At 49.6% G+C, this 25,275-nt stretch carries 22 protein-coding genes and 1 other annotated feature; of the genes, 5 read left to right on the forward strand and 17 right to left on the reverse strand.

The genetic code is table 11. The features are described 5' to 3' along the window. Nucleotides 1–41: 41 nt before the first annotated feature. The 5 genes from carB to pyrR form a co-directional block, all read right to left on the reverse strand. Nucleotides 42–3,251: a carbamoyl-phosphate synthase large subunit gene (carB, locus tag AC3WRW_RS05905; protein WP_492545426.1), complete on the reverse strand. Its 3,210-nt coding sequence runs from the start codon at nt 3,249–3,251 to the stop codon at nt 42–44. Then, nucleotides 3,238–4,413, reverse strand: coding sequence for a glutamine-hydrolyzing carbamoyl-phosphate synthase small subunit (gene carA / locus AC3WRW_RS05910; RefSeq protein WP_492545427.1), 1,176 nt, complete (start codon nt 4,411–4,413; stop codon nt 3,238–3,240). The genes carB and carA overlap by 14 nt, the downstream gene beginning before the upstream one ends. A 162-nt stretch (nt 4,414–4,575) precedes the next feature. Then, complete coding sequence (gene pyrC, locus AC3WRW_RS05915) at nt 4,576–5,859, reverse strand: dihydroorotase (RefSeq protein ID WP_492545428.1); 1,284 nt, start codon at nt 5,857–5,859, stop codon at nt 4,576–4,578. Nucleotides 5,860–5,879: 20 nt separating this feature from the next. Further along, nucleotides 5,880–6,785, reverse strand: coding sequence for an aspartate carbamoyltransferase catalytic subunit (locus tag AC3WRW_RS05920; RefSeq protein WP_492545429.1), 906 nt, complete (start codon nt 6,783–6,785; stop codon nt 5,880–5,882). Beyond that, nucleotides 6,782–7,336 (reverse strand): bifunctional pyr operon transcriptional regulator/uracil phosphoribosyltransferase PyrR, encoded by a 555-nt coding sequence (gene pyrR / locus AC3WRW_RS05925; protein WP_492545430.1) that lies wholly within the window; start codon nt 7,334–7,336, stop codon nt 6,782–6,784. The genes AC3WRW_RS05920 and pyrR overlap by 4 nt, the downstream gene beginning before the upstream one ends. Nucleotides 7,337–7,726: 390 nt before the next feature. Between pyrR and AC3WRW_RS05930 the strand changes: the two genes are divergently transcribed. The 4 genes from AC3WRW_RS05930 (at nt 7,727) to AC3WRW_RS05945 (ending at nt 13,300) form a co-directional block, all read left to right on the forward strand. Continuing rightward, nucleotides 7,727–9,451 carry an ABC transporter ATP-binding protein gene (locus AC3WRW_RS05930; RefSeq protein WP_492545431.1) on the forward strand — a complete coding sequence of 575 codons (1,725 nt, stop codon included), beginning with the start codon at nt 7,727–7,729 and terminating at the stop codon, nt 9,449–9,451. Continuing rightward, nucleotides 9,448–11,334 (forward strand): ABC transporter ATP-binding protein, encoded by a 1,887-nt coding sequence (locus tag AC3WRW_RS05935; RefSeq protein ID WP_492545432.1) that lies wholly within the window; start codon nt 9,448–9,450, stop codon nt 11,332–11,334. The genes AC3WRW_RS05930 and AC3WRW_RS05935 overlap by 4 nt, the downstream gene beginning before the upstream one ends. 110 nt (nt 11,335–11,444) lie before the next feature. Next, nucleotides 11,445–12,155 carry a 2,3,4,5-tetrahydropyridine-2,6-dicarboxylate N-acetyltransferase gene (gene dapD, locus AC3WRW_RS05940; RefSeq protein WP_171686183.1) on the forward strand — a complete coding sequence of 237 codons (711 nt, stop codon included), beginning with the start codon at nt 11,445–11,447 and terminating at the stop codon, nt 12,153–12,155. Nucleotides 12,156–12,175: 20 nt separating this feature from the next. Next, complete coding sequence (locus AC3WRW_RS05945) at nt 12,176–13,300, forward strand: N-acetyldiaminopimelate deacetylase (protein ID WP_492545433.1); 1,125 nt, start codon at nt 12,176–12,178, stop codon at nt 13,298–13,300. 55 nt (nt 13,301–13,355) lie between these two features. On the opposite strand, the gene AC3WRW_RS05950 is transcribed toward AC3WRW_RS05945, so the two are convergent. Genes AC3WRW_RS05950 through lspA form a run of 3 tightly spaced genes read right to left on the reverse strand, consistent with a single transcriptional unit; the run spans nt 13,356 to nt 15,986 of the window. Then, complete coding sequence (locus AC3WRW_RS05950; protein ID WP_492545434.1) at nt 13,356–14,510, reverse strand: aminotransferase A; 1,155 nt, start codon at nt 14,508–14,510, stop codon at nt 13,356–13,358. A 32-nt stretch (nt 14,511–14,542) separates the two neighbouring features. Next, complete coding sequence (locus AC3WRW_RS05955) at nt 14,543–15,493, reverse strand: RluA family pseudouridine synthase (protein WP_492545435.1); 951 nt, start codon at nt 15,491–15,493, stop codon at nt 14,543–14,545. Next, nucleotides 15,468–15,986: a signal peptidase II gene (lspA, locus tag AC3WRW_RS05960; protein WP_492545436.1), complete on the reverse strand. Its 519-nt coding sequence runs from the start codon at nt 15,984–15,986 to the stop codon at nt 15,468–15,470. Before lspA ends, AC3WRW_RS05955 begins: the two co-directional genes overlap by 26 nt. A gap of 168 nt (nt 15,987–16,154) precedes the next feature. On the opposite strand from lspA, the gene AC3WRW_RS05965 reads away from it, so the two are divergent. Further along, on the forward strand, nt 16,155–16,895 hold the full coding sequence (locus AC3WRW_RS05965; protein ID WP_492545437.1) for a TraR/DksA C4-type zinc finger protein: 741 nt from the start codon (nt 16,155–16,157) through the stop codon (nt 16,893–16,895). 51 nt (nt 16,896–16,946) lie between these two features. On the opposite strand, the gene ileS is transcribed toward AC3WRW_RS05965, so the two are convergent. The 9 genes from ileS to sigG form a co-directional block, all read right to left on the reverse strand. Continuing rightward, a complete protein-coding gene (ileS, locus tag AC3WRW_RS05970; protein ID WP_492545438.1) occupies nt 16,947–19,715 on the reverse strand; it encodes an isoleucine--tRNA ligase in 2,769 nt (922 codons plus the stop codon). Between the two features lie 69 nt (nt 19,716–19,784). After that, nucleotides 19,785–20,032: a binding site (T-box leader), on the reverse strand. Nucleotides 20,033–20,105: 73 nt separating this feature from the next. Beyond that, nucleotides 20,106–20,585, reverse strand: a complete 480-nt coding sequence (locus tag AC3WRW_RS05975; RefSeq protein WP_167063776.1) for a DivIVA domain-containing protein — start codon at nt 20,583–20,585, stop codon at nt 20,106–20,108. A 105-nt stretch (nt 20,586–20,690) separates the two neighbouring features. Continuing rightward, complete coding sequence (locus AC3WRW_RS05980) at nt 20,691–21,473, reverse strand: YlmH family RNA-binding protein (protein ID WP_492545439.1); 783 nt, start codon at nt 21,471–21,473, stop codon at nt 20,691–20,693. 2 nt (nt 21,474–21,475) lie between these two features. Further along, nucleotides 21,476–21,748, reverse strand: a complete 273-nt coding sequence (locus tag AC3WRW_RS05985; protein WP_492545440.1) for a YggT family protein — start codon at nt 21,746–21,748, stop codon at nt 21,476–21,478. Between the two features lie 32 nt (nt 21,749–21,780). Continuing rightward, nucleotides 21,781–22,203 carry a cell division protein SepF gene (locus tag AC3WRW_RS05990; RefSeq protein ID WP_171686191.1) on the reverse strand — a complete coding sequence of 141 codons (423 nt, stop codon included), beginning with the start codon at nt 22,201–22,203 and terminating at the stop codon, nt 21,781–21,783. Between the two features lie 41 nt (nt 22,204–22,244). Further along, a complete protein-coding gene (locus AC3WRW_RS05995) occupies nt 22,245–22,931 on the reverse strand; it encodes a YggS family pyridoxal phosphate-dependent enzyme (RefSeq protein WP_492545441.1) in 687 nt (228 codons plus the stop codon). A gap of 45 nt (nt 22,932–22,976) precedes the next feature. Beyond that, nucleotides 22,977–23,822 carry a peptidoglycan editing factor PgeF gene (gene pgeF / locus AC3WRW_RS06000; protein WP_492545442.1) on the reverse strand — a complete coding sequence of 282 codons (846 nt, stop codon included), beginning with the start codon at nt 23,820–23,822 and terminating at the stop codon, nt 22,977–22,979. Nucleotides 23,823–23,934: 112 nt separating this feature from the next. Next, complete coding sequence (locus AC3WRW_RS06005; RefSeq protein ID WP_171686194.1) at nt 23,935–24,234, reverse strand: YlmC/YmxH family sporulation protein; 300 nt, start codon at nt 24,232–24,234, stop codon at nt 23,935–23,937. 139 nt (nt 24,235–24,373) lie between these two features. Continuing rightward, nucleotides 24,374–25,156: an RNA polymerase sporulation sigma factor SigG gene (gene sigG, locus AC3WRW_RS06010; protein ID WP_127451991.1), complete on the reverse strand. Its 783-nt coding sequence runs from the start codon at nt 25,154–25,156 to the stop codon at nt 24,374–24,376. Nucleotides 25,157–25,275: the final 119 nt, after the last annotated feature.

A 25,275-nucleotide genomic window follows, 5' to 3' on the forward strand; every position in this document is an offset into this window, starting at 1 on the left:
CGTCCGTACGTGTAATTACTGACAAGTCCGCCACCTCTTCCTTAGACATGAACCGGCATAGCGCGTGAAGAGAAATTGATAGCTTCAAGCATATTAACGAGCGCTCTTACCGTATCCAAAGATGTCATACAAACCACGCCGTTCTCGACCGCTTCACGGCGAATACGGAATCCGTCGCGCTCTGGCGTTTTGCCTTTGGTCAGCGTATTTACGACGAACTGCGCGTCTCCGCTGCGGATCAGATCCAAGATATTAGGCGAGCCTTCGCTTAGCTTGTGTACCGTTGTTACCGGCAGACCGGCTTCTTCGATGGCTGTCGCCGTTCCGCCCGTTGCGATGATTTTATAGCCAAGACGGTAGAAGCCTTTTAAAATGTCAATCGCTTCTTCTTTGTCTTTGTCAGCGACGGTAACTACGACTGAACCGGCGGATGGAATTTTCATGCCTGCACCGATTAACCCTTTGTAGAGCGCCTTAGCAAAGTTCGTATCGCGGCCCATAACCTCGCCTGTCGACTTCATTTCAGGTCCGAGCGTTGTGTCTACACGGCGAAGCTTCGCAAAGGAGAAGACAGGCACTTTAACCGAAACATAGCTATCTTCCGGCCATAGACCGCTTTTGTAACCCATATCAGCAAGCTTTTGTCCCATAATGACGCGGGTTGCCACGTTAGCCATCGGGATGTTCGTTACTTTGCTTAAGAATGGCACCGTTCTGGAAGAACGCGGGTTAACCTCGATAACATACACTTGTTCGTTGTGGATAACGAACTGGATGTTCACCAAGCCGACGACGTTCAGTTCAAGACCGATTTTGGTTGTAATCTCGATAATTTGCGCTTTAATCGCATCCGAGATCGATTGCGGCGGATACACGGCGATGGAATCGCCGGAGTGAACCCCTGCGCGCTCAACGTGCTCCATGATGCCAGGGATCAGAACGGTTTCTCTATCGCAAATGGCGTCAACCTCTACTTCTTTACCAAGCATGTAGCGGTCGATTAGAACCGGGTGCTCAGGGTTGATCTTCACCGCATATTCCATGTAGTTCAACAATTCTTCATCGGAGTAGACGATTTCCATCGCACGTCCGCCTAGAACGTAGGAAGGTCGAACGATGACCGGATAACCGAACTTCGCTGCAGTACCAACCGCATCATTGACCGATGTTACTGTACCGCCAGGAGGCTGTGCAATGGAAAGCTTGCTTAGCAAAGCTTCGAATTTCTTGCGATCTTCAGCGGTGTCGATGCTTTCCAGATCGGAGCCCAGAATGCGAACGCCTGCTTTGTGCAGAGGAGCAGCCAGATTGATCGCTGTTTGTCCGCCGAACTGTACGATAACGCCGATTGGGTTTTCGCGCTCGATTACGTTCATGACATCCTCGAAGAACAATGGCTCGAAGTACAAACGATCGGATGTATTGAAGTCAGTGGAAACTGTCTCCGGGTTGTTGTTAATAATAACGGCTTCGTAACCGGCAGCTTGAATCGCCCATACCGCGTGAACGGTTGAGTAGTCGAACTCGATGCCTTGACCGATACGGATTGGACCGGAGCCAAGCACAACGACTTTCTCTTTGGCGGATTCCGTTACTTCATCTTCTTGCTCATAAGTTGAATAGTAGTATGGCGTTGAAGCTTCGAACTCCGCTGCGCAAGTATCAACCATTTTGTAGACCGGCTTGATGTTCATCTTCAAGCGATACGCTCTTACTTCAGCTTCGTTAATGAATGTCGTGCAGCCAGCAAGCGTACGAATTTCAGCAACTGCGCGGTCGGTAAAACCTTTACGCTTAATTTCGAAAAGCAGGTCAGCCGTCAGTTCACTCGCTGCGATTTCTTTCTCGAACTTGATCAGGCCTTCCAGCTTGTTCAAGAACCACCAGTCAATTTTCGTCAAATTTTGCAATTGTTCTACGGTATAGCCTCTGCGGTAAGCTTCCGCTAGTAAGAACAAGCGCTCATCGTCAGGCTTTTGCAGGCGGAATTCCAATGTTTCCGTATCCAGAAGGTCCGTTTCTTTCAGGAACAAACGGTGTACGCCGATTTCCAGCGAGCGGACAGCTTTATGAATGGACTCTTCGAACGTACGGCCAATAGCCATTACTTCGCCGGTCGCTTTCATTTGTGTCCCCAACTTGCGGTTGGCAGCTGTAAATTTATCGAACGGCCAGCGCGGAATTTTGGATACGATATAGTCAAGTGCAGGCTCGAAGCATGCATACGTTTGACCCGTTACCGGATTGACAAGCTCATCTAGTGTATAGCCGATCGCGATTTTAGCCGCCATTTTGGCAATCGGATAGCCCGTCGCTTTGGATGCAAGCGCCGAAGAGCGGCTTACGCGCGGGTTAACTTCAATGACATAATATTGGAAGCTGTGCGGATCAAGCGCATATTGTACGTTACAACCGCCTTCGATGTTCAAAGCGCGGATAATTTTCAGAGAAGCGGAGCGAAGCATTTGATATTCGCGGTCCGACAGCGTTTGGCTTGGCGCTACAACGATACTGTCTCCCGTATGTACGCCTACTGGATCAAAGTTCTCCATGTTACAAACGACGATACAGTTGTCGTTCGCGTCGCGCATAACCTCATACTCGACTTCTTTCATGCCCGCAATACTGCGTTCAACGAGACATTGGCCGATTGGACTGTAACGAATTCCGGAAGCTACGATTTCCGTCAGCTCTTCCATCGTGTTACAAATACCGCCGCCGGTACCACCCAATGTGTAAGCAGGGCGAACGATGATCGGGAAGCCGATTTCGTTAGCAAAATCGACAGCCTGAGCTACCGTTGTTACGATAACGCTATCCGGTACCGGCTGCTCCAATTCTCTCATCAAGTCTCTGAAAAGGTCGCGGTCTTCCGCTTTCTCAATCGCCGTCAGCTGAGTTCCCAGCAGCTTCACGTTCTCGCTCTCCAGAACTCCGGCGCGAGCCAGTTCTACCGCCATGTTAAGACCCGTTTGACCGCCCAGTGTCGGAAGCAAGCCGTCCGGACGTTCTTGACGAATGATTTGTGTTACGAATTCAAGCGTAATCGGTTCGATATATACTTTATCCGCCATGTTCGTATCCGTCATGATCGTAGCCGGGTTGGAGTTGATCAGGATAACTTCCATGCCTTCTTCTTTCAATGCTTGGCAAGCTTGCGTTCCCGCGTAGTCGAATTCCGCAGCCTGACCGATAACGATCGGGCCGGAACCGATCACGAGGATTTTTTTGAGTGTATTATTTTTTGGCATATTGCAGTTCCTCCTTACTTACAGATGACGATGCCGCGGACGCTTTCCACTGTGCAAGCATTTGCGCTTGGCGCGGCTGCTGCGGATTATCGCGTTTGTGCTGACGAATCAGCGAGATGAAATCATCGAACAGGTAGCTGGAGTCAAAAGGTCCAGGCGCTGCTTCCGGGTGGTATTGAACCGAAAACGCAGGGTATTCCTTATGTTTCAAGCCTTCGATTGTACGGTCGTTATTATTAATGTGCGTCACTTCAAGATCAGTTCCTGCGACGGACTCCTCTTTAACCGTGTAGCCATGGTTTTGCGATGTAATGTAGCAGCGTCCGGAAGCGAGATCTTTAACCGGGTGGTTGCCGCCGCGGTGGCCGAATTTCAATTTATCCGTGTCCGCACCGCAAGCGAGTGCGAACAACTGGTGGCCCAAGCAAATGCCGAAGAGCGGGATATCGCCCAGCAGGCCTTTGATCATTTCGACAGCGTGAGGAACGTCTTTCGGATCCCCAGGGCCGTTGGACAGCAGGACGCCGTCCGGTGCAAGGCGGCGAATTTGTTCCGCAGTTGCGTCTTGAGGCACAACGACAACGTCACAGTCGCGTTTGCTCAGATCGCGGATGATTCCGCTTTTTGCTCCGAAGTCAACGAGCACGATACGCTCTTTGTGACCAGGCGCGCCGTAAACACTTTTCGTGGAGACACGGGCAACTTGATCCGTCATGAGGGAAGTTCCTCTCAGGATTTCAGTCAGCTCTGCAACGGATTTATTGGATGTAGTCAGCAAGCTTTTCATAACGCCGTGATGGCGGATTTTACGAGTCAGCATGCGCGTATCGATGCCGCTGATGCCTACGATGCCATATTCCTTGAGCAGGCTGCCAAGCGTGTATTGCGCTCTCCAGTTGCTCGGAACTTCTTCATGCTCACGAACGACAAAGCCATGAATGAATGGGCGTACGGATTCAAAATCATCGCGAATCACACCGTAGTTCCCCACTAACGGATAAGTCATCGTCACGATTTGACCGCAGTAGGAAGGGTCCGAAAGAACCTCTTGATACCCTGTAATCCCCGTGTTAAATACAACCTCGCCGACGGACTCCCCTTCACTACCGAACGATTTTCCTGTAAAAAGCGTGCCGTCTTCCAGCAACAATCTTGCCTGCATGTATGTTCAGCTCCTTCACTATTGTCAGGCGATTCTCACGAATCGCGGATGTCCTGCTTGCATCTTATGAATGTCTCGCTCGCATAGACTTGCATAAAAAATTATCAGTTTGTATAAATATACACGAAAATAAGTTCCCCGTACAGATCGTTCTTGTCGTTTTTATGAATAAACGATTTTACCAGAGGCGATCGTGACGACCGGCCAGCCCTTCAGCTTCCATCCGATAAACGGTGTGTTTTTGCTGCGTGAAACGATCTCTTCTTTGATAACCTCGCGTTCGGTTTCCAGATCTACGATCGTAATGTCCGCTACGCTTCCTACATTCAAAGTTCCGTATGGAAGTCCGAATACTTCAGCAGGTTTTTTCGTCATTCGATCGACCAGGAAGCCCAGCGTCCATTGGCCTGTCAGAACAAATTTTGTATACAGCAGGTTGAAGGCTGTTTCAAAGCCAAGAATTCCGAACGGCGCAAGCATCATGCCTTTCGCTTTCTCCTCTTCCGAATGCGGGGCATGGTCCGTTACGATAATGTCGATCGTCCCGTCTTCCAGACCTTCGATGACAGCTTGCACATCGCGCGGCGTACGCAGCGGCGGGTTCATCTTCCAGTTGGCGTCAAGCCCCGGAATGTCTTCATCCGACAGCACCAAGTGATGCGGGCATACTTCTGCTGTCACTTTGATTCCGAACTGCTTCGCATGACGGATCAGGCGAACCGATTGCTCTGTGGATACGTGGCACACGTGGTAGTGAACCCCGGTCGCTTCAGCCAGCAGCACATCGCGCCCTACATGAATCGCCTCGGATTCGTTCGGAATGCCTTTGAGTCCGTGCTTCTTCGCGAAGGAGCCTTCGCTGACCGGCGCTCCGACAACTAGCGTATCATCCTCGCAGTGAGCGATGATCGGCATGCCGATGGATGCAGCCAGCGTCATGGCATCCTTCATCATTTGCGCGCTTTGCACGCCTACGCCGTCATCCGTGTAGCCGATAACACCGGCTTCTTTCAGCGCTGCAAAGTCGGTCAAATCGCGGCCAAGCTCATTCTTCGTAATCGTGCCGTATGGAAGGACGCGAACGACGCCTTCTGCAGCCGCTTTATCCAATATGTACTTCACCGTATCCACGGTGTCGATAACCGGTCTTGTATTCGGCATGCAGGCAATCGTTGTAAAACCGCCTCTTGCCGCGGAACGCGTGCCCGTCGCAATATTTTCCTTATGTTCAAAGCCAGGCTCTCTCAAGTGAACATGCATGTCGATAAAGCCTGGCGCTACCAGTTTGCCTGCCGCATCGATCACTTCATGACCTTCCGTTTGCGGAGCTGAACCGCCATCTGCGTCCAGAACCTGGGCAATTTTATCATTTTCCACAAAGATGTGTTTCTTCGCTTGTACATTATTTGCGTCAACTGTAAGTCCGTTTAGAATCCAAATGCCCATTGTGATGAAATCCCCCTGTTTTATGATAAAGCTCGTTCAATGACGGCCATGCGAATCGGAACGCCGTGAGCAATTTGCGTGAAAATTTTCGATTTTTCATGTTCGACCAGTGCATCGTCCAGTTCCACGTTGCGGTTGACCGGAGCAGGATGCATGATGATCGCGTGTGGCGCCATGCGGCTTGCGCGCTCTATCGTCAGACCGTACTGTTCGCGGTATTCTTCGGCCGAGCGCAGCAGTCCTGAGTTGTGGCGTTCCAGCTGTACGCGCAGCATCATCACGACGTCTGCTTTCAGCGCTTCGTCGAAGGACACATACGGCGCGAACTCTGCGAGCTCCGGAGCCTGCATGCTGGCCGGCGCGCAGAACTGCACTTTGGCGCCAAGTTCGAGCAAGCCCCACAGGTTGGAGCGCGCCACCCGGCTGTGCAGGATGTCGCCGACGATGGAGACGGTCAGCCCTTTGATGGCGCCGAACTGCTTGCGCATCGTGTAGAAGTCGAGCAGCGCCTGCGTCGGATGCTCATTGTTGCCGTCACCCGCGTTGATCAGCGGGATTTGGATGTGCTCGGCGAGCTCTTGGAGCACGCCATTGGGCTTCAAGCGGATGACACCTGCGTCGATGCCCATAGACTCCAGCGTGCGGACCGTGTCGTAGATCGACTCGCCTTTCTGTACGCTTGACTCCGCAGCAGAGAAATTAAGCACTTCCGCACCTAGACGCTTTTGCGCCATTTCGAAGGAAAACCGGGTTCTAGTACTATTTTCAAAAAATAAGTTGGAAACGAATTTGCCTTGGAATTGATTCGTCACTTTCGCAGGATACTGCTCCCAATGTGCCGCCCGGTCCAGGATGCTCATGATTTCCCCTGAGCTAACCCCTTTCAATCCCAGAAAATGCTTTGTTTGTGCACTCACTATGCTCACTCCTGTTTCCCCCTCTGTTGAAATATGATGACGCCGTCTTTCTCGTCGATTTCCGTTAGCAGCACTTCAATGCTTTCACTTTTGGAGGTAGGTACGTTCTTTCCTACATAATCAGGGCGAATCGGCAGCTCGCGATGCCCTCTGTCCACAAGCACGGCCAATTGAATCATTTGCGGCCTGCCCAAGTCGATTAAGGCATCCATCGCTGCCCGCACGGTCCGCCCTGTAAAAAGGACATCATCGAAAAGGATGATTTTGCGGTCTTGAATTTGGATGCGTCCGCCTTCTTGGACGTTTAGGGCGGATTTCACTTTAACCCGGTCGTCCCGATAGGAAGTGATATCAATCTCACCGACAGGAACCGGAATTCCTTCAATTTCTAAAATCCGTTCAGCGACTCGCTTCGCTAAATAAATGCCTCGGGTCCGAATCCCAATCAGGGTGCAATTTTCTACACCTTTATTCTTTTCAAGTATCTCATGCGCAATCCGTGTAAGAGCACGACGAATTCCCATTTCGTCAATAATCGTGTGTTCGGCTGCATCGTTCATTTGAATCGCCTCCTAAGCGTAGGAAAACTTGCAACGTAAGCTTTGGCTGAGTTTGGCCGAGTTGAGATATGCCAAAAAACTCCTTGCCCAATTTGGCAAGGAGTTAGCGTGCATAAAGATACAGAGCGGGGCATAAGGATGCGCACATCCCCAAGCTTGTTCATAAACCGAATCCGCGACCCGGTCTATCCCGTCTTTTCTCATCGACTACCTTGCCAGCCTCTCTGGACTGTTTTTAAAGGTACATATGTAATTAAAAGCATTATGCCACTTTCGACAAGACCTGTCAATATGCATAACGCTGAATTTTTGAGCAGATGATTTCCTATGTGTTATAATTTACATATTAAATAGGATTCCGCTTTGTTATGAAACTCTAAGGAGGAAAACATGTTCAAACTGTTCAAGCTTTTGAAACCGTACAGAATTTCAGTTGCTGCTATCATTACGCTAATGCTTCTGCAGTCGCTGGCCCAATTGTATCTCCCCACTTTGCTCTCGGACATCGTCGATGTCGGAGTCTTGAAAGGAGATGTTGCTTACATTCTCCGTTTTGGGGTTTATATGCTTTTAGTCGCTATGGGCGCAATGGGCTGTGTCATTATAGCAAGCTACTTGCTGGCCCGGACGGCCACCGGATTCGGCAGAGATTTGCGCGGCAAGCTTTTCAGCCATGTCGAAAGCTTTTCGTTGCATGAATTTGACAAGCTCGGCACCTCATCTCTGATCACAAGAACGACGAACGACATCGCGCAAGTCCAGCAGGTGATCGTTATGATGCGGATGTTTATCGGCGCGCCGACGATGCTGATTGGCGGTGTGATTATGGCCACCTACAAAGATGCCCATCTGGCGATTGTCCTGATCTCCGTTATCCCGATTCTTGCGCTGGCGATCATAGGCATCATGCTCAAAGGGCTCCCGCTTTTTAAATTGCTGCAAGTGAAAATCGACGGCATCAACCTCGTGCTTCGCGAGCATTTAACCGGCATTCGGGTCATTCGCGCTTTTAACCGTTCCGGACATGAAAAACAGAAATTTGAGAAAGCGAACCTCGATTACACTCAAACGGCCATCAAAGTAAACACCATTATGGCGACCATGATGCCGGTGATGATGCTCGTCTTTAACTTGGGCATTGTCGTCATCCTTTGGTATGGCGGAGTGCGGATCGACGATAACAAAATGATGATTGGCGATTTGATGGCTTTCATCCAATATGCGATGCAGATTATGTTCTCGATGTTCATGATGACGATGATCTTCATGATGATTCCTAGAGCATCCGCCTCTTCCGTGCGTATTCATGAAGTCCTATCCATGAACTCTACGATTCATGATGCCAATGAGGCAAAAAGCCTTTCTTCGAATCAAGCTGCGATCGAATTTAAGAATGTGACGTTCAGCTATCCTGGCGCTGAACAGCCGGCGATTCGGGACATATCCTTCCGGGCGGAGCCCGGTGAAGTAACAGCCATCATCGGAGGCACAGGCTCCGGCAAAACGACGCTGCTTAATTTGCTTTTACGCTTTTACGATATAAACGCAGGCAGCATTACGGTTGGTGGCCTTCCCTTGTCTGCTCTGAAGCTGGAAAGCCTCCGGCAGCATATCGGTTACGTGCCGCAAAAAGCAGCGTTATTCTCCGGAACCGTTGCCGATAACATCCGATTCGGACATGAGACGGCGTCGGACGAGGAGATCCGCCAGGCGGCAGCGACTGCCCAAGCGGCAGATTTCATTGCCGAGCTGAAAGACGGTTATGCATCGATTCTCGCCCAAGGCGGAACGAATTTATCGGGCGGTCAGAAGCAGCGGCTCGCCATTGCCCGGGCGCTCGCCCGCAAACCGGAGATCTATGTGTTCGACGATAGCTTCTCCGCGCTTGACTTCAAAACCGATGCCAAGCTGAGAGCAGCGCTTAAAGTGGAGACGGAACAAGCGACGAAGATCATCGTAGCCCAGCGCGTCAGCACCATTATGGACGCCAACCGGATCATCGTTTTGGAAGACGGGCGTATTGCAGGGATCGGCACGCATGCCGAACTGATGAGCACCTGCAGCGTATATCAAGAAATTGTGGCTTCCCAGCTGTCAGAGGAGGAAATTGCATGAGTGAACAATCGAAAAAGCAGCCCCCTTCTTCCTCGCAAGGAGTTAATCCGGCTCATTTTGGCCGTGGAGGCATGGGGGCAATGGGCAGGCCGGTTCAAAAAGCGAAAGATTTCAAAGGGACATTGCGCCGCCTTTTCAGCTATATGAAGCCGTTCCGGGTATCCATCTATTTTGTTATTGCGGCTGCAATCCTGAGTACGGTATTCAGCATCATCAGTCCCAAACTCATGGGGAACGCAACGACAAAGCTGTATGAAGGCTCCATGGCCAAGCTGAAAGGCGTAGCCGGCGCCAAAATCGATTTCGATGCGCTCCTTCAGATCGTTTTAATTCTCGCTGCGCTTTATGTATTCAGTGCTGTATTAACATTTATCCAACAGAGGATCATGGTTGGCGTCACTCAGAAAATCGTGTTTAATCTTCGTAAAGATATTAGCGAAAAACTGACCCGGGTCCCTCTTTCCTTTTTTGACACGCGCAGTCACGGGGATATGATGAGCCGTGCCACGAACGACGTGGATACGATCTCGTCCACCATGCAGCAGAGCTTGACGCAGTTGATCACCTCGATCGTAACGCTGCTGGGGATCATCATCATGATGCTGACCATCAGCCCTTTGCTCACACTTGCTACCATCATTACTTTGCCTTTAAGTATTTGGGGGACGAAGCTCATTGCTTCACGGTCTCAAAAGTATTTCAAAGGACAACAGCAAACGCTTGGCGAGCTAAACGGCCACGTCGAAGAGATGTATACCGGACATACCATAGTCAAAGCTTTCGGACGCGAGCACAAATCAATCGAGAAGTTCAATGAAATTAATAACCGGTTATATCACTCCGGCTGGAAGGCGCAATTCATTTCCGGGATGATTTTTCCCCTCATGTCGTTTATCGGCAATATCGGTTATGTGCTTGTCAGCGTTATCGGGGGGATCATGGTTACGCATGGCGCGATCAAAATCGGCGATATTTTGGCGTTCATTCAATACTCCGGACAATTTGGAATGCCGATCACACAGGTTGCCAACATCGCGAACATTATTCAGTCCACAATCGCAGCCGCGGAGCGAATCTTCGAGCTTTTGGATGAGCCTGAGGAAGTATTGGAAGAGGCATCCGGCAAAGCTTTATCCAACGTGAGCGGGCATGTGCAATTTAAAGACGTCGCTTTCTCCTACAAAGCGGATACGCCGCTTATCGAGCATATGAATATTGAGGTCAAACCGGGACAAACGGTAGCTATTGTCGGCCCGACCGGTGCGGGCAAAACGACGATCGTCAATCTGCTGATGCGCTTCTATGAATTGCAAAGCGGGACGATTTCCATCGACGGCATCGATTCACGCCGTATGTCCCGCAGCGATCTTCGCGGACTTTTCGGGATGGTTCTGCAAGACACTTGGCTGTTCAACGGGACGATTCGCGATAATATTGCTTACGGCCGGGAGGGCGCATCCGATGAAGATATTGTGAGCGCGGCGCGGGCGGCTTACGCGGATCATTTCATTCGAACGCTGCCGGACGGTTACGACACGGTGCTGAATGAAGAAGCCTCCAACCTCTCTCACGGACAGAAGCAGCTGCTGACTATTGCCCGGGCAATTCTCGCGGATCCTGCGATCCTGATTCTCGATGAGGCGACCAGCTCCGTAGATACTCGGACGGAAGTTTCCATTCAGAGAGCGATGAACAATCTGATGGAGAATCGCACGAGCTTTGTCATTGCGCATCGTCTATCTACTATTCGGGATGCCGATCTCATTCTTGTCATGAATCATGGCACTGTCATTGAACAAGGAACGCACGAACAGCTCATCTCGCAGCATGGCTTCTATGCCGACCTTTACAACAGCCAATTCGCCTCAAATGCCGTTTCATAATCAGAGGACTGCGTACCGAGTTCATCGGGCTCCTTACGCAGTCCTTTTCACCTCGTCCCCTATCTGCTAATATAGGAGAGTCAGTTTAATTTTGAAGGAGATGTCACCACATGAGCGAAATGAATACGCTAGAAATCATTCAGTTTATTAAAGAAAGCAAGAAAAAAACACCTGTGAAAGTATATGTAAAAGGAAACCTTGACGGCATTAACTTCGGAGAAGGCAGCCAATCCTTCATTTCCGGCGGCAGCGGCGTCGTATTTGGCGAGTGGAGCGAAATCTCCCCTGTGCTGGAAGCTAACAAAGAGCAAATCGCTGATTATGTGGTTGAATCAGACCGCCGCAACTCCGCGATCCCTATGCTTGACCTGAAAGGCATCAACGCCCGTATCGAGCCAGGCGCGGTTATTCGCGATAAAGTACATATCGGAGACAATGCCGTTATTATGATGGGCGCGCTTATCAACATCGGCGCATCCGTAGGCGACGGCACGATGATCGACATGAACGCGGTTCTTGGCGGCAGAGCGCAAGTCGGCAAAATGTGTCACATCGGAGCCGGAGCTGTTGTTGCCGGCGTCATCGAGCCTCCTTCCGCACAACCATGCGTAATCGAGGATGACGTGCTTGTAGGCGCGAACGCAGTGATTTTGGAAGGCGTGCGCATCGGTAAAGGTTCCGTTGTTGCCGCTGGTGCGATCGTTACTCAAGACGTAGAAGAATATACGGTAGTTGCAGGTGCTCCTGCACGTGTGATCAAAAAAGTTGACGACAAAACAAAATCCAAAACAGAAATCTTACAAGATCTTCGTACCCTGTAAGATCATCTGGAGGGAATGCTATGCTTAGCCCTTTCACGCTTTTGCGCCGTGAGCTGCACCAAATCCCGGAGCCTGGCTTCCAGGAATTCAAGACGCAACAGCTGCTTCTGGACAACCTTGCCAAGCTGCCGCAGGATCGGATGACTATCCGTACATGGCGTACAGGCATTCTGGTTTACATCAAAGGAACGAATCCGACCAAACGCTTCGGTTACCGGGCGGACATGGACGGGCTGCCAATCACGGAGGAAACTTCACTTCCGTTTCCTTCGCAGCATCCTGGTTACATGCATGCCTGCGGGCATGATTTCCACATGTCCATCGGCATGGGCGTTGTTGCTCATTTCGCTCAGCAGCCGATGCGGGACGACCTGGTTGTCTTGTTTCAGCCAGCGGAGGAAGGCCCCGGCGGCGCCCTGCCGATGCTTGCAGCGGAAGAGCTGCAGGATTGGAAGCCGGATCAAATGGTGGCTCTCCATATCGCTCCGGAGTACCCGGTGGGCACGATTGCCACACGGCCTGAAATCCTGTTCGCCAATACCTCTGAGCTGTTTATCGACCTCTTAGGCAAAGGCGGACATGCGGCCTACCCGCATCAGGCGAACGATATGATCATCGCGGCGACACAAATGGTTGGCCAGCTGCAGACGATCGTTTCCCGCAATGTGAATCCGCTGGATTCGGCTGTGGTTACTATCGGCAAAATGGAAGCGGGCACGAAGCAGAACATCATCGCCGAAAAAGGCCGCTTGGAAGGTACGATTCGCACCCTTTCCGCCGATTCGATGAACAAGATCAAGAAGCGGATCGAGGCGATCGCAGCCGGTATCGAAAGTTCCTTTGAATGCAAAGTCACGATCGATTACGGCTCCAATTATCGCCAAGTGTTTAATGATCCTGCCCTTACTTCGGAATTTATGGCGTGGCTGCGCACAAACGATCAGGTTCAGCTTGTGGAATGCACGGAAGCCATGACCGGTGAAGACTTCGGCTACTTTCTGGAGCAAATTCCCGGCTTCATGTTCTGGTTAGGGGTAGACACCCCGCACGGCCTGCATAACGCCAAGCTCGACCCGGATGAGCGCGCTATTGATGTCGCGATAGACACAATAACCGCATATTTCAGATATAAAGCCCAGCAGTAATGCAAAAAAACCTCCAAGCCTTGTGAAAGCAGGCTTTGGAGGTTTTTTGCGCAAGTTACAATTTGCTTATAAAGCGTTCTACACGGTTCAGCGACTCTTCCAATACTTCCTGCGAATAGGCGTAAGAAATACGAATAAAGCCTTCCCCGTAGGAAGTAAAAGCATCCCCTGGCACAACGGCGACATGTTCTTCTTCAAGCAGTCTCATCGCGAATTCCTGAGAGGATAGTCCGAATTTTGTAATGGAAGGGAACAGATAGAACGCCCCGTCCGGTTTATCCAGTTCAAACCCCATTGCCAGCAATCGATCATAGACATAGTCTCTGCGAGCTTCATACTCTTTCCGCATCGGCAGCGCATCGTCAATGCCGGCCGTCAAAGCTTCCAGCGCCGCATACTGGCTTACCGAGCTGGCGCAGGTCACATTGTACTGGTGAACCTTAACCATATGCTCCGTAATATTGGCTGGCGCCATTGTAAAGCCAATCCGCCATCCTGTCATCGCATGGGATTTGGACAACCCGTTAATAACAATCGTTTTTTCCCGCAGCTTGCCGATGGTCGCAATAGATTGATGCGATTCCCCGTAGACAAGCTCGCTGTATATCTCATCGGATAAAACAAACAATTCCCGGTCTTGAAGCAGCTGTGCCAAATCGCTCAATTCTTGCTTGCTCAGCACTTGCCCTGTCGGATTGGACGGATAGCACATAATCACGCAGCGCGTTTGATCGGTCAAATAAGGCGCAAGCAGCTCGGCTGTTAGTTTCAAACCATTCTCCCTCGTATCTACATATACGGGAACGCCGCCGGCTAAACGAATCAACGGCTCATACCCCGGATAAATCGGGGCTGGCAGGATGACTTCCGCACCTGGCGTAAGGATCGTTCGGAGCGCAATATCGACAGCTTGGCTGGCCCCCGCTGTCACGATAATTTCATCTGCCGCGCGGTAGGTTTGACCGTATTTCACTTTAACGAAGTGAGACACCGCTTCTCTTAACTCTAATAAGCCCGGATTTTGCGTATACACGGTTTTATTTTCATCCAGCGCCTTTTGTCCCGCTTCAATGATATGGCGCGGCGTCGGAAAGTCCGGCTGTCCAATCGTTAAGGTTAGCGCTCCTGGAATCGTGCTGACCAGATTGGATATTTTGCGAATACCTGAAATTTGAATCTCTTTCACTTGTGGATTAATTAAATGGTCCAAGTGATTCACTCCTCTCCCCAACAAGATGAACCCTAGGATTTTCGTATGGTTTGCAGCAGGTGCTCCATATCGGATGGAATCGGCGCTTCAAACTGCAGCCACTCCCCTGTCCGCGGATGCTCAAAACCAAGAATGGCGGCATGCAGCGCTTGACCGTCCATTAACATGCCTTTGCTTTTGCCGTACATCGGATCGCCGACTAACGGATGTCCGATAAATTTCATGTGTACCCGAATCTGATGCGTTCTCCCCGTTTCCAGCTTAAGCTCCACCAGCGTGAAATCGCCGAACCGCTCCAATACAACAAAGTGGGTCACCGCATGTTTGCTGTTCTTCTCCGTTACGGTATACATCTTGCGATCATGGGAATCGCGCCCGATCGGCGCATCAATGGTCCCTTGATCATGCTGCAAATTCCCATGGACCAACGCGATATATTTGCGATTGACTGTATGAGCCTTCAGCTGCTCGGCCAAACTGGCATGGGCTTTATCATTTTTCGCCGACATGATCAGACCCGAGGTATCCTTGTCGATCCGATGCACAATGCCGGGACGCAGTTCTCCGTTGATGCCCGACAAATCCTTGCAATGATGCATCAATGCATTGACTAGCGTACCTGAATAATGCCCGGGCGCAGGATGTACAACGAGTCCCCGCTGCTTATTGATCACAATGACATCCGCATCCTCGTAAACTACGTTCAGCGGTATGTCTTCTGCGACGAGCTCTACGCCCTGCGGGTCGGGGATTTGGAGCGTTATGACGTCCTGCTCGGACAGCTTATAGTTCGGTTTGATCGTCTTCTCATTGACTTTAACGTGCCCGTCTTTGACCCATTGCTGCACCAAGGTCCGTGACACATCTTCTTCCAATGCTTCGGTAATGAATTTATCGATTCTTTCATTGGCATACTGTTTGTCTACTGTCCATTCCACAACATCATTGGATGAGATCTCAGACGAGGTCTGATTTATGTTCATGTGCCGCTCCCTTTTTCTCTTTTCTCCAAGCAAGAATTGAATCTAAGAAAATGAGGATAACCCCGATTACGATAGCGGAATCAGCAATATTGAAGATCGGATAAATGTAGTAAATGTCCTTACCAAAAAAGCTGAAATCAAAAGTAACCTGCAGGAAATCCACAACTTCCCCAAATAGTGCACGGTCAACAAAGTTGCCGATCGCTCCCCCAAGCAGCAAACTTAGCGCACAAGTTAATAACGTCTTCCGCTCGCGGATCGTCCGGCGCATATACCAAAGGATCCCGATCAATACAAATGTCGTAATCACGATGAAAAACCATCTTTGGTTTTGCAAAATGCCGAAAGCCGCTCCTTTGTTACGATGGGAGGTAATCATGAAGAACTCGCCCAGTACAGAACGTTCTTCCCCGAGCGGAATCCTCTTGACAATGAACCATTTGGATACTTGATCCAAAATAAACACAACAAGCGCATAGAAATAATATTTCATGTTCTTTTCCTCCTAAGCGTTTTGCTTCAGCAAAACTTGCCTCGTACGCATTAACTTCTATCGAAAGCATGGGAGGTCCCTTATTTGCAAGGATTTACCTCACTAAAAACTACTGCCGCTCGGCATTATAACGGTAGGATCAGCTGTAAGAAGGGAGCTGTACGACCTATGAGCCATTTAACCGAGGAACAAACCAAACAATTATATTTGCAATTATTGGAGGAAAAGCTTGATCTCGAAAAACATTTTGCCACGAACGATCATTACGGCTTGTCCAACTCTTTCCGAGACGGTACAGGCGAGCTTTCGATGTACGATAATCATCCTGGCGATGTGGCTACAGAAATTTACGAGCGCGAGAAAGATATATCGCTTAATGAGCATGCCGAATTTCATTTGCAGCAGGTTGATGAAGCCTTAGCTCATATGGAAAAAGGGGATTATGGCCATTGTGTCTTTTGCAAAGCCCCGATTCCTTTTGAGCGTTTGCAGGCCATTCCAACTACGCTCTACTGTCTAGAGCACGTCCCTGATCCTGAACGATCGATCCGAAGACCCGTCGAAGAACAAATTCTGTTTCCGCCTTTTGGCCGGACAAGCTTTGACGAACGCAGCGACGAAACCGAATTTGACGGCGAAGACGCTTGGCAAATCGTCGAAAGCTGGGGGACATCCAACACGCCCGCCTTTGCGGAAGATCCTAACGTTGAAAACTACAATGAAATGTACATTGAAGCTGACGAAAATGAAGGCTACGTGGAATCTTTCGAAAGCTTCGTAGCCACGGATCTATACGGCGAACATGTCACGATCGTGCGCAGCAAGGCTTACCGGAATTACATGCACAGCGATGAAGGCGATCCGTTTCTGGAACCGGAAAAGCGTTCACTCGATGACGAGCTCCTCTAAAAAACAGGACAAACGAGCTTCGCTATCAGCGCAAGCTCGTTTGCTCGTTGATTACTCGTGGTAATGAGCAGCAACCACTTCATTACATCTGACACACAGGGTCGGATGTTCTTTACTTTGCCCAACCTCTGGGGTCACTATCCAGCAGCGTTCGCACTTCTCGCCGTCTGCAACAGCAATGGCAATCGCAATATCCTTCGACTGATAAGCTCCCTCAGGCGCTCCGGTACCAGGTTGATGAACATTTACAGCGGACACGATGAACAATTGATCCAACTGCTCAAGCTGTGTAAGCAAGCCATACGTTGCTTCGTTCGGATACAGGTGTACAGCTGCTCCTAAAGAGTTGCCGATCACTTTCTCTTTGCGCGCTTCTTCCAGAGCTTTCAAAACTTCGTCCCGAACATCCAGGAAGTTGTTCCATTTATTTTCCAATTCCTCGTTGTACAAGCTGGTATCTACTTCCGGCAGCTCAGCCAATTGAACACTGCTTAGCTCCACTCCAGGAATGTACTTCCACACTTCATCCGCTGTATGTGCTAAGATTGGCGAAATCAACTTCGTAACAGCGACTAAAGTAGCATACAAGACCGTCTGGGATGCTTTACGCGCAGCATCTTGCGGGGCATTGGCGTATAAGCGGTCTTTAATAATATCCAAGTAGAACGAGCTCATCTCAACTGCGCAGAAATGATGAATCGTTTGATATACAACGTTGAATTCATAAGCATCATATGCTTTTACAACTTTCTCAATCATACGGTTCAAACGAATCAATGCATAGCGGTCAAGCTCTGACAAACTCGCTGCGGCAACCCGGTCTGTCGCCGGATTGAAATGACTGAGGTTTCCGAGCAGGAAGCGCAGCGTGTTGCGGATTTTACGGTAAACTTCCGTCGTTTGATTCAAAATATTGTCCGAAATCCGGTGGTCGGACTGGTAATCCACGGAGGACACCCAGAGGCGCAAAATATCGGCACCCAGCTTGCCGCACACAACATTAGGATCGATCGTGTTTCCGATCGACTTGGACATTTTGCGTCCTTCGCCGTCGAGTGTGAAACCGTGACTCAGAATGCCTTTGTACGGAGATTGCTCTTTCGTCGCAACGCCTGTAATCAGGGAGGAGTTAAACCAACCACGGTATTGGTCGGAACCTTCCAAATACAGATCTGCCGGCCATTGCAGTTCAGGGCGGGCTTCAAGTACGGCCACGTGGCTGGAACCGGAATCGAACCATACGTCCATGATATCCGTTTCTTTACGGAATTCGCCATGACCGCATTTCGAACAGCAAGTTCCTTCCGGAAGCAGGTCCTTTTCTTCTTTAATGAACCATGAATTCGAGCCTTCTTGCTCAAAAAGCTGAGCGACATGCTCGATCGTTTGCTCGTTCACGAGCGGTTCATTACAGCTGCGGCAGTAGAAGATCGGGATTGGTACGCCCCATGCACGCTGTCTCGAAATACACCAGTCTCCACGATCGGCGATCATGTTGTGCAAGCGGGTTTCTCCCCACTCCGGCGTCCATTTCACTTTTTTGATTTCATCCAGCATCTCTTGTCTGAATTTATCGATGGAAGCGAACCATTGCTCCGTAGCGCGGTAAATAACAGGCTTCTTCGTCCGCCAGTCATGCGCGTACTGATGCTGAATTTCTCCCGCTTTCAGAAGCAAGCCTGATTCCTGCAGCTTCTCGATGATCAGCTTGCCGCCTTTTTCATAGAACAAGCCTTCGAAGCCCGGCGCTTCCGCTGTAAAGTGTCCTTGATCGTCAACCGGACAAAGTACGCCGATGTTGTAGCGCTGACCGATGGCAAAGTCATCTTCCCCGTGTCCTGGAGCCGTGTGTACGCAGCCCGTACCCGCTTCGAGCGTCACATGCTCGCCAACCATCACAAGCGACTCACGGTCATAGAACGGATGCTGACACGTTGCGTATTCAAGATCTTTCCCTTTCACCGTGGACAATACTTCGTAATCGTTCCAACCGATTTCTTTCGCTGCCGCATCTAACAGGCCTTTTGCCAGCACATACTTCTTCCCGTTTGCTTGCACCACAGCATAGTCGAATTCCGGATGCAGGGAGATCCCCAGATTGGCCGGAAGCGTCCATGCTGTCGTCGTCCAGATGACGATGGCCGCATCTTGAGGAAGCTTGTCTTTACCGTCTTTAACCGGGAAGGCTACATAGATCGATGAGGACGTTTTTTCTTTGTACTCGATCTCCGCTTCAGCCAGCGCACTCTCTGACGATGGGGACCAATAAACCGGCTTCAAGCCCTTATAGACGTAGCCTTTTTGGACCATTTTGCCGAATACGCGAATTTGTCCTGCCTCATACTCCGGTTGCAGTGTGATATACGGGTTTTTCCAGTCGCCGCGAATACCCAGACGCTTGAATTGACTTTTCTGCTTCTCTACGGATTGCAGCGCATATTCTTTGCAATATTCACGGAACTCAGGAACCGTCATTTTCTTGCGGTCGACTTTTCCACTGTTCGTGATTACTTGCTCGATCGGCAAGCCGTGCGTATCCCAGCCAGGCACATAAGGTGCATCATAGCCTTGCAGCGTTTTAAAACGAACGATAATATCTTTCAAAACTTTGTTAAGTGCATGCCCGATATGAATATCTCCATTGGCGTATGGAGGACCATCATGCAAAATAAATTTCGTTCTGCCCTTGCGACTCTCCTGCACTTTGGCATAGATGTCTTCGGCATCCCAATGTTCTTGAATTTTCGGCTCCGCTTGAGGCAGGTTCCCTCTCATCGGAAAATCGGTTTGCAATAAATTTAATGTTTTGCCATAATCCATTTCAACCACTCCATTTCTTACCCTTATCCTTTTTATTAACCAGAAAAACAAAAAAAGTCTCTCATCCCCAAAAGGGACGAGAAACTCTGCTCGCGGTACCACCCTCGTTAATAAGCTACCGGAAAGACGCTTGCACAGCGTACCGAACCTCGCTTAATCACTCGATCATGTGTAACGGCATGACCCGGTTCTCTCTACTTGATTCAAGAGACGCTCCTGGGGGATATTCGGCACGCTGCAGAGATTAGGCTCACACCAAGACCCCTAATTCGCTGACACTGCATGAACGTCCTACTCGTTCCAGTCATAGCTTTGTTGAGATACATTTAACAGGAGTATAACGAATTCACTAGACATAGTCAATATGACAGCCGCCTGGCAGCTATCTTCCTATGCTTCTTCCTTCTGATCAAACTGCATGCTCTGCCAGCCTTCATTGTTTAAGAGCTCCAATTGAGCTTCCAGCAGCGTCCGGAAACGCGTCCGGTAAATCGACGCCTGCTTCTTCAACTCCTCAATCTCCAAAGCAACCTTGCGGGAGCGCGTCAAGGATTCGTTAATAATCCGGTCAGCATTCTTCTCGGCTTCCTTCAGAATGAGCTGCGCTTCTTTCTTGGCGTTGTTTCTCACTTCATCCGCCGCCTCTTGCGCAACGATAATCGTTTTGCTTAACGAGTCTTCGATATTCGTGAAATGATCCAGACGCTCCTGCAGTGCCACCGTTTGATTATGTAAGTCTTTATTCTCACGAATCAACGCCTCATAATCCTTAATGACTTGATCGAGGAATTCATTCACTTGATCTTCATCATATCCGCGAAAAGAACGGGAAAATTCCTTATTATGTATATCTAACGGTGTTAATGGCATTCGTGCCCCTCCTTAGCGTCTTGCGCAGCAAAACGCACATCTATACAGAACACTTCGACAGAAAATAAGCAATTCCTGCAAAGTTCGTGGATAATTTATCCACGTTCAAGCGAACTTGCCTATTTTCACACGAATTCTACCTTTTTTCGTTATGCCTTCCACCTCAAGCACCTTGAATCGGCCGAACCCTTGCATAGAGACCATGTCGCCTTCTTTCAGCGGCTTGCTCGGGTCCTCCTCCGGCTTCCAATTGACGCGGCAGCGTCCGGCTTGGATAGGTATGAGCACTTTGGCCCTGCTAAGCCTGAATACATCGCTTACAATACCGTCCATTCGCATGGACGCAACGGACAGCGTAAGCTCGTCCAGCTTCGCGGAGGATAATTCCAACTTATCGAGTGGCAGCAGCTCGGTTTGGACATGCACCTTATGTACTTGGGATAAGTTTAAGTGCAGATAATCCGCAGCATCGCGCGTGACTAAACAGTGACATCCACCCTCAATAACATGAATATCGCCAACCTTGTCCCGCTTCATGCCGAGTCCAAGAATGGCGCCCATGTAATCTCCGTGTTCAAGTACTAGAAATTTGCCGTCTCCGGATGAAACGGAGAGGACAGCCATCTCCATCTCTTCCCCGTCCAAATCGCGGTAATCGGGGGCGATTAACGCCCTCCTGCGTTCAGCAGCCGCGTACCCGCCGTCCAGCCGGCAGTGCACATCCGGATGCCGATTGACCAATGACGTAAGAATAAAGGCTTGTCTGGGATCCAGAAAGTCCGTCAGTTTCACGGCATGATTCTGCGCAGCCCGCTCCACCCAATCCCAGGCTTTATCTACAAAGTAATGTTCGTCCGAATGAAAATGACTATAGAGTTCTTTATGCAAAGTTAAAACATCCCTACAATGAAATCTAGAACAGCCATAATCCCCATAACTACAAAACGCAATGCGATCAGAGCTACGATTGGGGAGAGATCAATGAACCCTATGCTGGGAATTATTTTTCGGAAAGGACTTAAATACGGTTCAACTAATTTCCCGAGCAAACCTCCGATGAAACTGTCGCGTGCATTCGGAAACCAGGAGAGAATTAAGTAACCGATGATCATGAAATAATAAATTTCCATCAAAATACTAAGATAATAGTGAACGTTATTCACGTACGCATCCACCTCTGTGTTAGGATATGCGCCTATTCCTCACCCATCATCTCGGAGATGTGGCCATGAATATCAACTGTGTCAGGGGTGCAAAGGAAGATATTCGGTCCTAGTTTGGAGATAGACCCATTCAAAGCATATACCGTACCGCTTAAAAAATCTACGATGCGTATGGCCTGATCGCCGCGAACACGCTGCAGATTGACAACCACCGCTCTTCGGGAACGAAGATGATCCGCGATGTCTTGCGTTTCTTCGTAGGTTCTAGGCTCACTCAGCACGACACGTGCATTCTTCTGTGAGTGAATACTGACGACATTAGCCTTATTTTTATTACGTAATTCATAAGGATTGGTTTCAGGTTCTTCCGCAGTTTCCACGATCCGCTCTCGCTCCACAACTTCTTCCTCTTCTTGCAGCCCAAGAAAATTCATAAAACGGTTATAAACTCCCATTATAATTCCCTCCTATCCGCTTCTTCAATCCTAAGCAACTTCTACGCTTCTTTTCCGACTAAAACAGTCCCCACGCGCACCCATGTAGCTCCTTCTTCGATCGCCACTTCAAAATCTCCCGACATCCCCATGGACAACTCTTTGATCTCGTAAGGGAAAATGGCCCGCTCATTCAAGCGGTCTCGCAGTTCTCGAAGCCCGCGGAACACAGGTCTAGTTGCATCGGCTTCCATTTCGTAAGGCGCCATAGTCATTAAACCGGAGATATGTATATGCTGCAACTTGCTGACTTCTTCAGCAAATTCGAAGAATTGCCCGGGATCCATGCCGTACTTAGACGCTTCTCCGGAAATGTTGACTTGCAGCAGACAGTTGACTTTGATGCCTAGCGCCGCAGCCTGCTTGTCCAGTTCTCTGGCCAAGGACATCCGGTCGAGCGAGTGAATGTAGGCGAATTTGCCAATGACATCCTTCACCTTATTCGTTTGCAAATGACCGATGAAATGCCAGGTTCCCCGCTCATGCAGCGCTTCCCACTTGGGCTTCACATCCTGCCAGCGGTTCTCGCCGATATGCAGAAGTCCGGCATCAAGTACGCTTCTCGTCGTCTCCAGAGAAACATATTTCGTTACAGCAATGATCTTGATCTCATTCTCATCTCGTCCTGACCGCTTGCATGCTGCGGCCGCGCGAGCTTCAACTTCTTCTTTACGCGCCAGTAAACTCATGATATGCAAACACCTCAATTCCAAACATCGATTGCCCGTCTCTTCCTAACGAAGACCAATCCAAGCAACCATTCTACCTGTTGAGCCGCCTTCTTTCCGATGAGAAAAAAAATGATCGGTGCTGCAGCTCGTACATAACTGAGTTACTTCGATATGGGACGACAAAATTCCTGCTTGGATCAACAATTTTCGGTTCAATTCTTGCAAATTCAGCATGTACTTGCCGTTTGCTTTCCTTCTGATGACAGTAAGCTGCTCACCCGGCTCAGCATGAATGTCGCTAAGGACCGTATAAACACGGCTTGCAACGGTGTCGTCAACTTCATAGCAGCAGATCCCGATGGAAGGCCCGATCGCAGCCCTGATGTCAGACGGCCGGCTTCCAAAAGTATGCGTCATTAAGGATATTGTAGCCATGGAAATGTTTAGCACAGACCCTTTCCACCCCGCATGGGAAAGCCCTATGGCTTGCTGAACAGGGTCGTAGAAAAACAGCGGCACACAGTCTGCAAACTGCGCACAGAGCACAATTCCCTTCTCCTGCGTGATGAAGCCGTCCTTCGCTTGAATAGCCGATTCTCTGGACGTTCTCCCTTTCCCCTTCTCATTCAGGCTGACGACGGCCACCTCGTTGCTGTGAACTTGCTCCCCATAGGTAAAAGCATCAAACGGCAGTCCGACGGCTTCAGCAAGCAGCTGACGGTTCCTGATCACGTGCTCCGGCTTATCCTGCACATGCAGGCCGCAATTCAGCGTTGAGTACGGAGCTTCACTAACCCCGCCATTGCGGGAGGTAAAGCCCGCCGTTAGTTCTTTGAACTGGTCCATCCAGCTATCTATCGTGAAAAGATCAGGTTGATTCTCTTGTATTTTTTTCACAAATGGTTCCACGTTGCTTCCTCTCCCTTGCATTCGCCTATCTCTACTTTAGCACAAAACAAAAAGACACACGATTGTCTCTTGGCTAACTGCGAGGCAGCAGCCTGCATTCGTGTGTCAGACGTTAATTGCGGAACTGCCGGTTGATCTCGTACACGCCTTCATTTTCATCGGTTTGACGATACGGCCGGACATCTTCGAGCTTTACGAGCACAACGTCAGCGCCGATTTTTACAATATGCTTCCATGGAATAATAACGTCCGTCCCCGAACCGAACAATCCGAAGAACCGGCTTTGGTTAGGCACTACAATCGATTCGATTCGCCCCTGGCGAAGATCCAGCTCCAAATCGCTGATCGTTCCGAGCTTTTTGCCGTCCACGATATTGATGACATCCTTCGTCTGAAAATCAGATATTTTCATGAGGCTTTTCACCACGAATCTCATTAGGATTTTTAACTGATTTGGTACTAGTATATGTGCGGGATGGGCAAAATGTCCTGAAAATTAAAAAAAGACCGTCACAGCTTGTCACAGCTGCGATCGGTCTTTATGTAAAGAATTACGATTTCACGTGTTTCTGCATCTGGCAAATCGCCGATTTCTCAAGCCGGGAAACCTGTGCTTGGGAAATGCCAATCTCATCGGCAACCTCCATCTGTGTCTTCCCTTCAAAGAAGCGCATGGAGAGGATCATTTTCTCCCTCGCATTAAGCTTGCGCATCGCTTCGCGCAGAGCGATTCCTTCAATCCAGGACATGTCCTTATTCCGCTCGTCGCTAATTTGATCCATCACATAGATCGGATCGCCGCCGTCATGATAGATCGGTTCGAATAACGAAACCGGATCCTGTATGGCATCGAGCGCAAAGACAACATCTTCCTTAGGTACGTTCAGCGCCTCGGAGATTTCATAAATCGTCGGCTCGCGCGAGTTCGCATTCGTCAGGCTGTCTCTGACCTGCAGCGCCTTGTAGGCAATATCTCTTAAGGAACGAGAAACGCGAATCGGGTTATTATCTCGTAAGTAGCGGCGTATCTCACCTATAATCATCGGTACAGCATAGGTTGAGAATTTGACATTTTGGCTCAAATCGAAATTATCAATGGCTTTCATCAGACCGATGCAGCCAACTTGGAAGAGATCGTCCACATACTCTCCGCGATTATTGAACCTCTGGATCACACTTAGAACCAATCTGAGGTTCCCGTTCACCAATTTTTCTCTTGCCGTTCGCTCCTGCTTGGTCTGCAAATCAGCGAACAGCTCGCGCATTTCAGCATTGGTCAGAACAGGCAGTTTGGCGGTATCAACACCACATATCTCAACTTTATTTCGGGTCACCGTGATTACCTCCCAAGGAGAAACATTACTGTTAATTATCCCCGCGAGCGAGTGATTTATTCCTCGTCCGACCGCTGTCCGGCCACTTGACAAAAGGCTCTCGACTCGCTCCCCCCTGT

This window comes from Paenibacillus sp. FW126-R14 (genome assembly GCF_058789495.1).

What these genes read in the sequence shown, in the direction of transcription:
- AC3WRW_RS05935 (WP_492545432.1), top strand. Translation starts at nt 9,448, where the DNA reads ATGAGTGAACAATCGAAAAAGCAGCCCCCTTCTTCCTCGCAAGGAGTT.
- AC3WRW_RS05995 (WP_492545441.1), bottom strand. Translation starts at nt 22,931, where the DNA reads ATGAGTTTACTGGCGCGTAAAGAAGAAGTTGAAGCTCGCGCGGCCGCA.
- ileS (WP_492545438.1), bottom strand. Translation starts at nt 19,715, where the DNA reads ATGGATTATGGCAAAACATTAAATTTATTGCAAACCGATTTTCCGATG.
- AC3WRW_RS06005 (WP_171686194.1), bottom strand. Translation starts at nt 24,234, where the DNA reads ATGAAAATATCTGATTTTCAGACGAAGGATGTCATCAATATCGTGGAC.
- AC3WRW_RS05945 (WP_492545433.1), top strand. Translation starts at nt 12,176, where the DNA reads ATGCTTAGCCCTTTCACGCTTTTGCGCCGTGAGCTGCACCAAATCCCG.
- carA (WP_492545427.1), bottom strand. Translation starts at nt 4,413, where the DNA reads ATGCAGGCAAGATTGTTGCTGGAAGACGGCACGCTTTTTACAGGAAAA.
- AC3WRW_RS05965 (WP_492545437.1), top strand. Translation starts at nt 16,155, where the DNA reads ATGAGCCATTTAACCGAGGAACAAACCAAACAATTATATTTGCAATTA.
- pyrC (WP_492545428.1), bottom strand. Translation starts at nt 5,859, where the DNA reads ATGGGCATTTGGATTCTAAACGGACTTACAGTTGACGCAAATAATGTA.
- dapD (WP_171686183.1), top strand. Translation starts at nt 11,445, where the DNA reads ATGAGCGAAATGAATACGCTAGAAATCATTCAGTTTATTAAAGAAAGC.
- AC3WRW_RS05990 (WP_171686191.1), bottom strand. Translation starts at nt 22,203, where the DNA reads ATGGGAGTTTATAACCGTTTTATGAATTTTCTTGGGCTGCAAGAAGAG.
- pyrR (WP_492545430.1), bottom strand. Translation starts at nt 7,336, where the DNA reads ATGAACGATGCAGCCGAACACACGATTATTGACGAAATGGGAATTCGT.
- lspA (WP_492545436.1), bottom strand. Translation starts at nt 15,986, where the DNA reads ATGAAATATTATTTCTATGCGCTTGTTGTGTTTATTTTGGATCAAGTA.
- AC3WRW_RS05955 (WP_492545435.1), bottom strand. Translation starts at nt 15,493, where the DNA reads ATGAACATAAATCAGACCTCGTCTGAGATCTCATCCAATGATGTTGTG.
- AC3WRW_RS05975 (WP_167063776.1), bottom strand. Translation starts at nt 20,585, where the DNA reads ATGCCATTAACACCGTTAGATATACATAATAAGGAATTTTCCCGTTCT.
- AC3WRW_RS05930 (WP_492545431.1), top strand. Translation starts at nt 7,727, where the DNA reads ATGTTCAAACTGTTCAAGCTTTTGAAACCGTACAGAATTTCAGTTGCT.
- carB (WP_492545426.1), bottom strand. Translation starts at nt 3,251, where the DNA reads ATGCCAAAAAATAATACACTCAAAAAAATCCTCGTGATCGGTTCCGGC.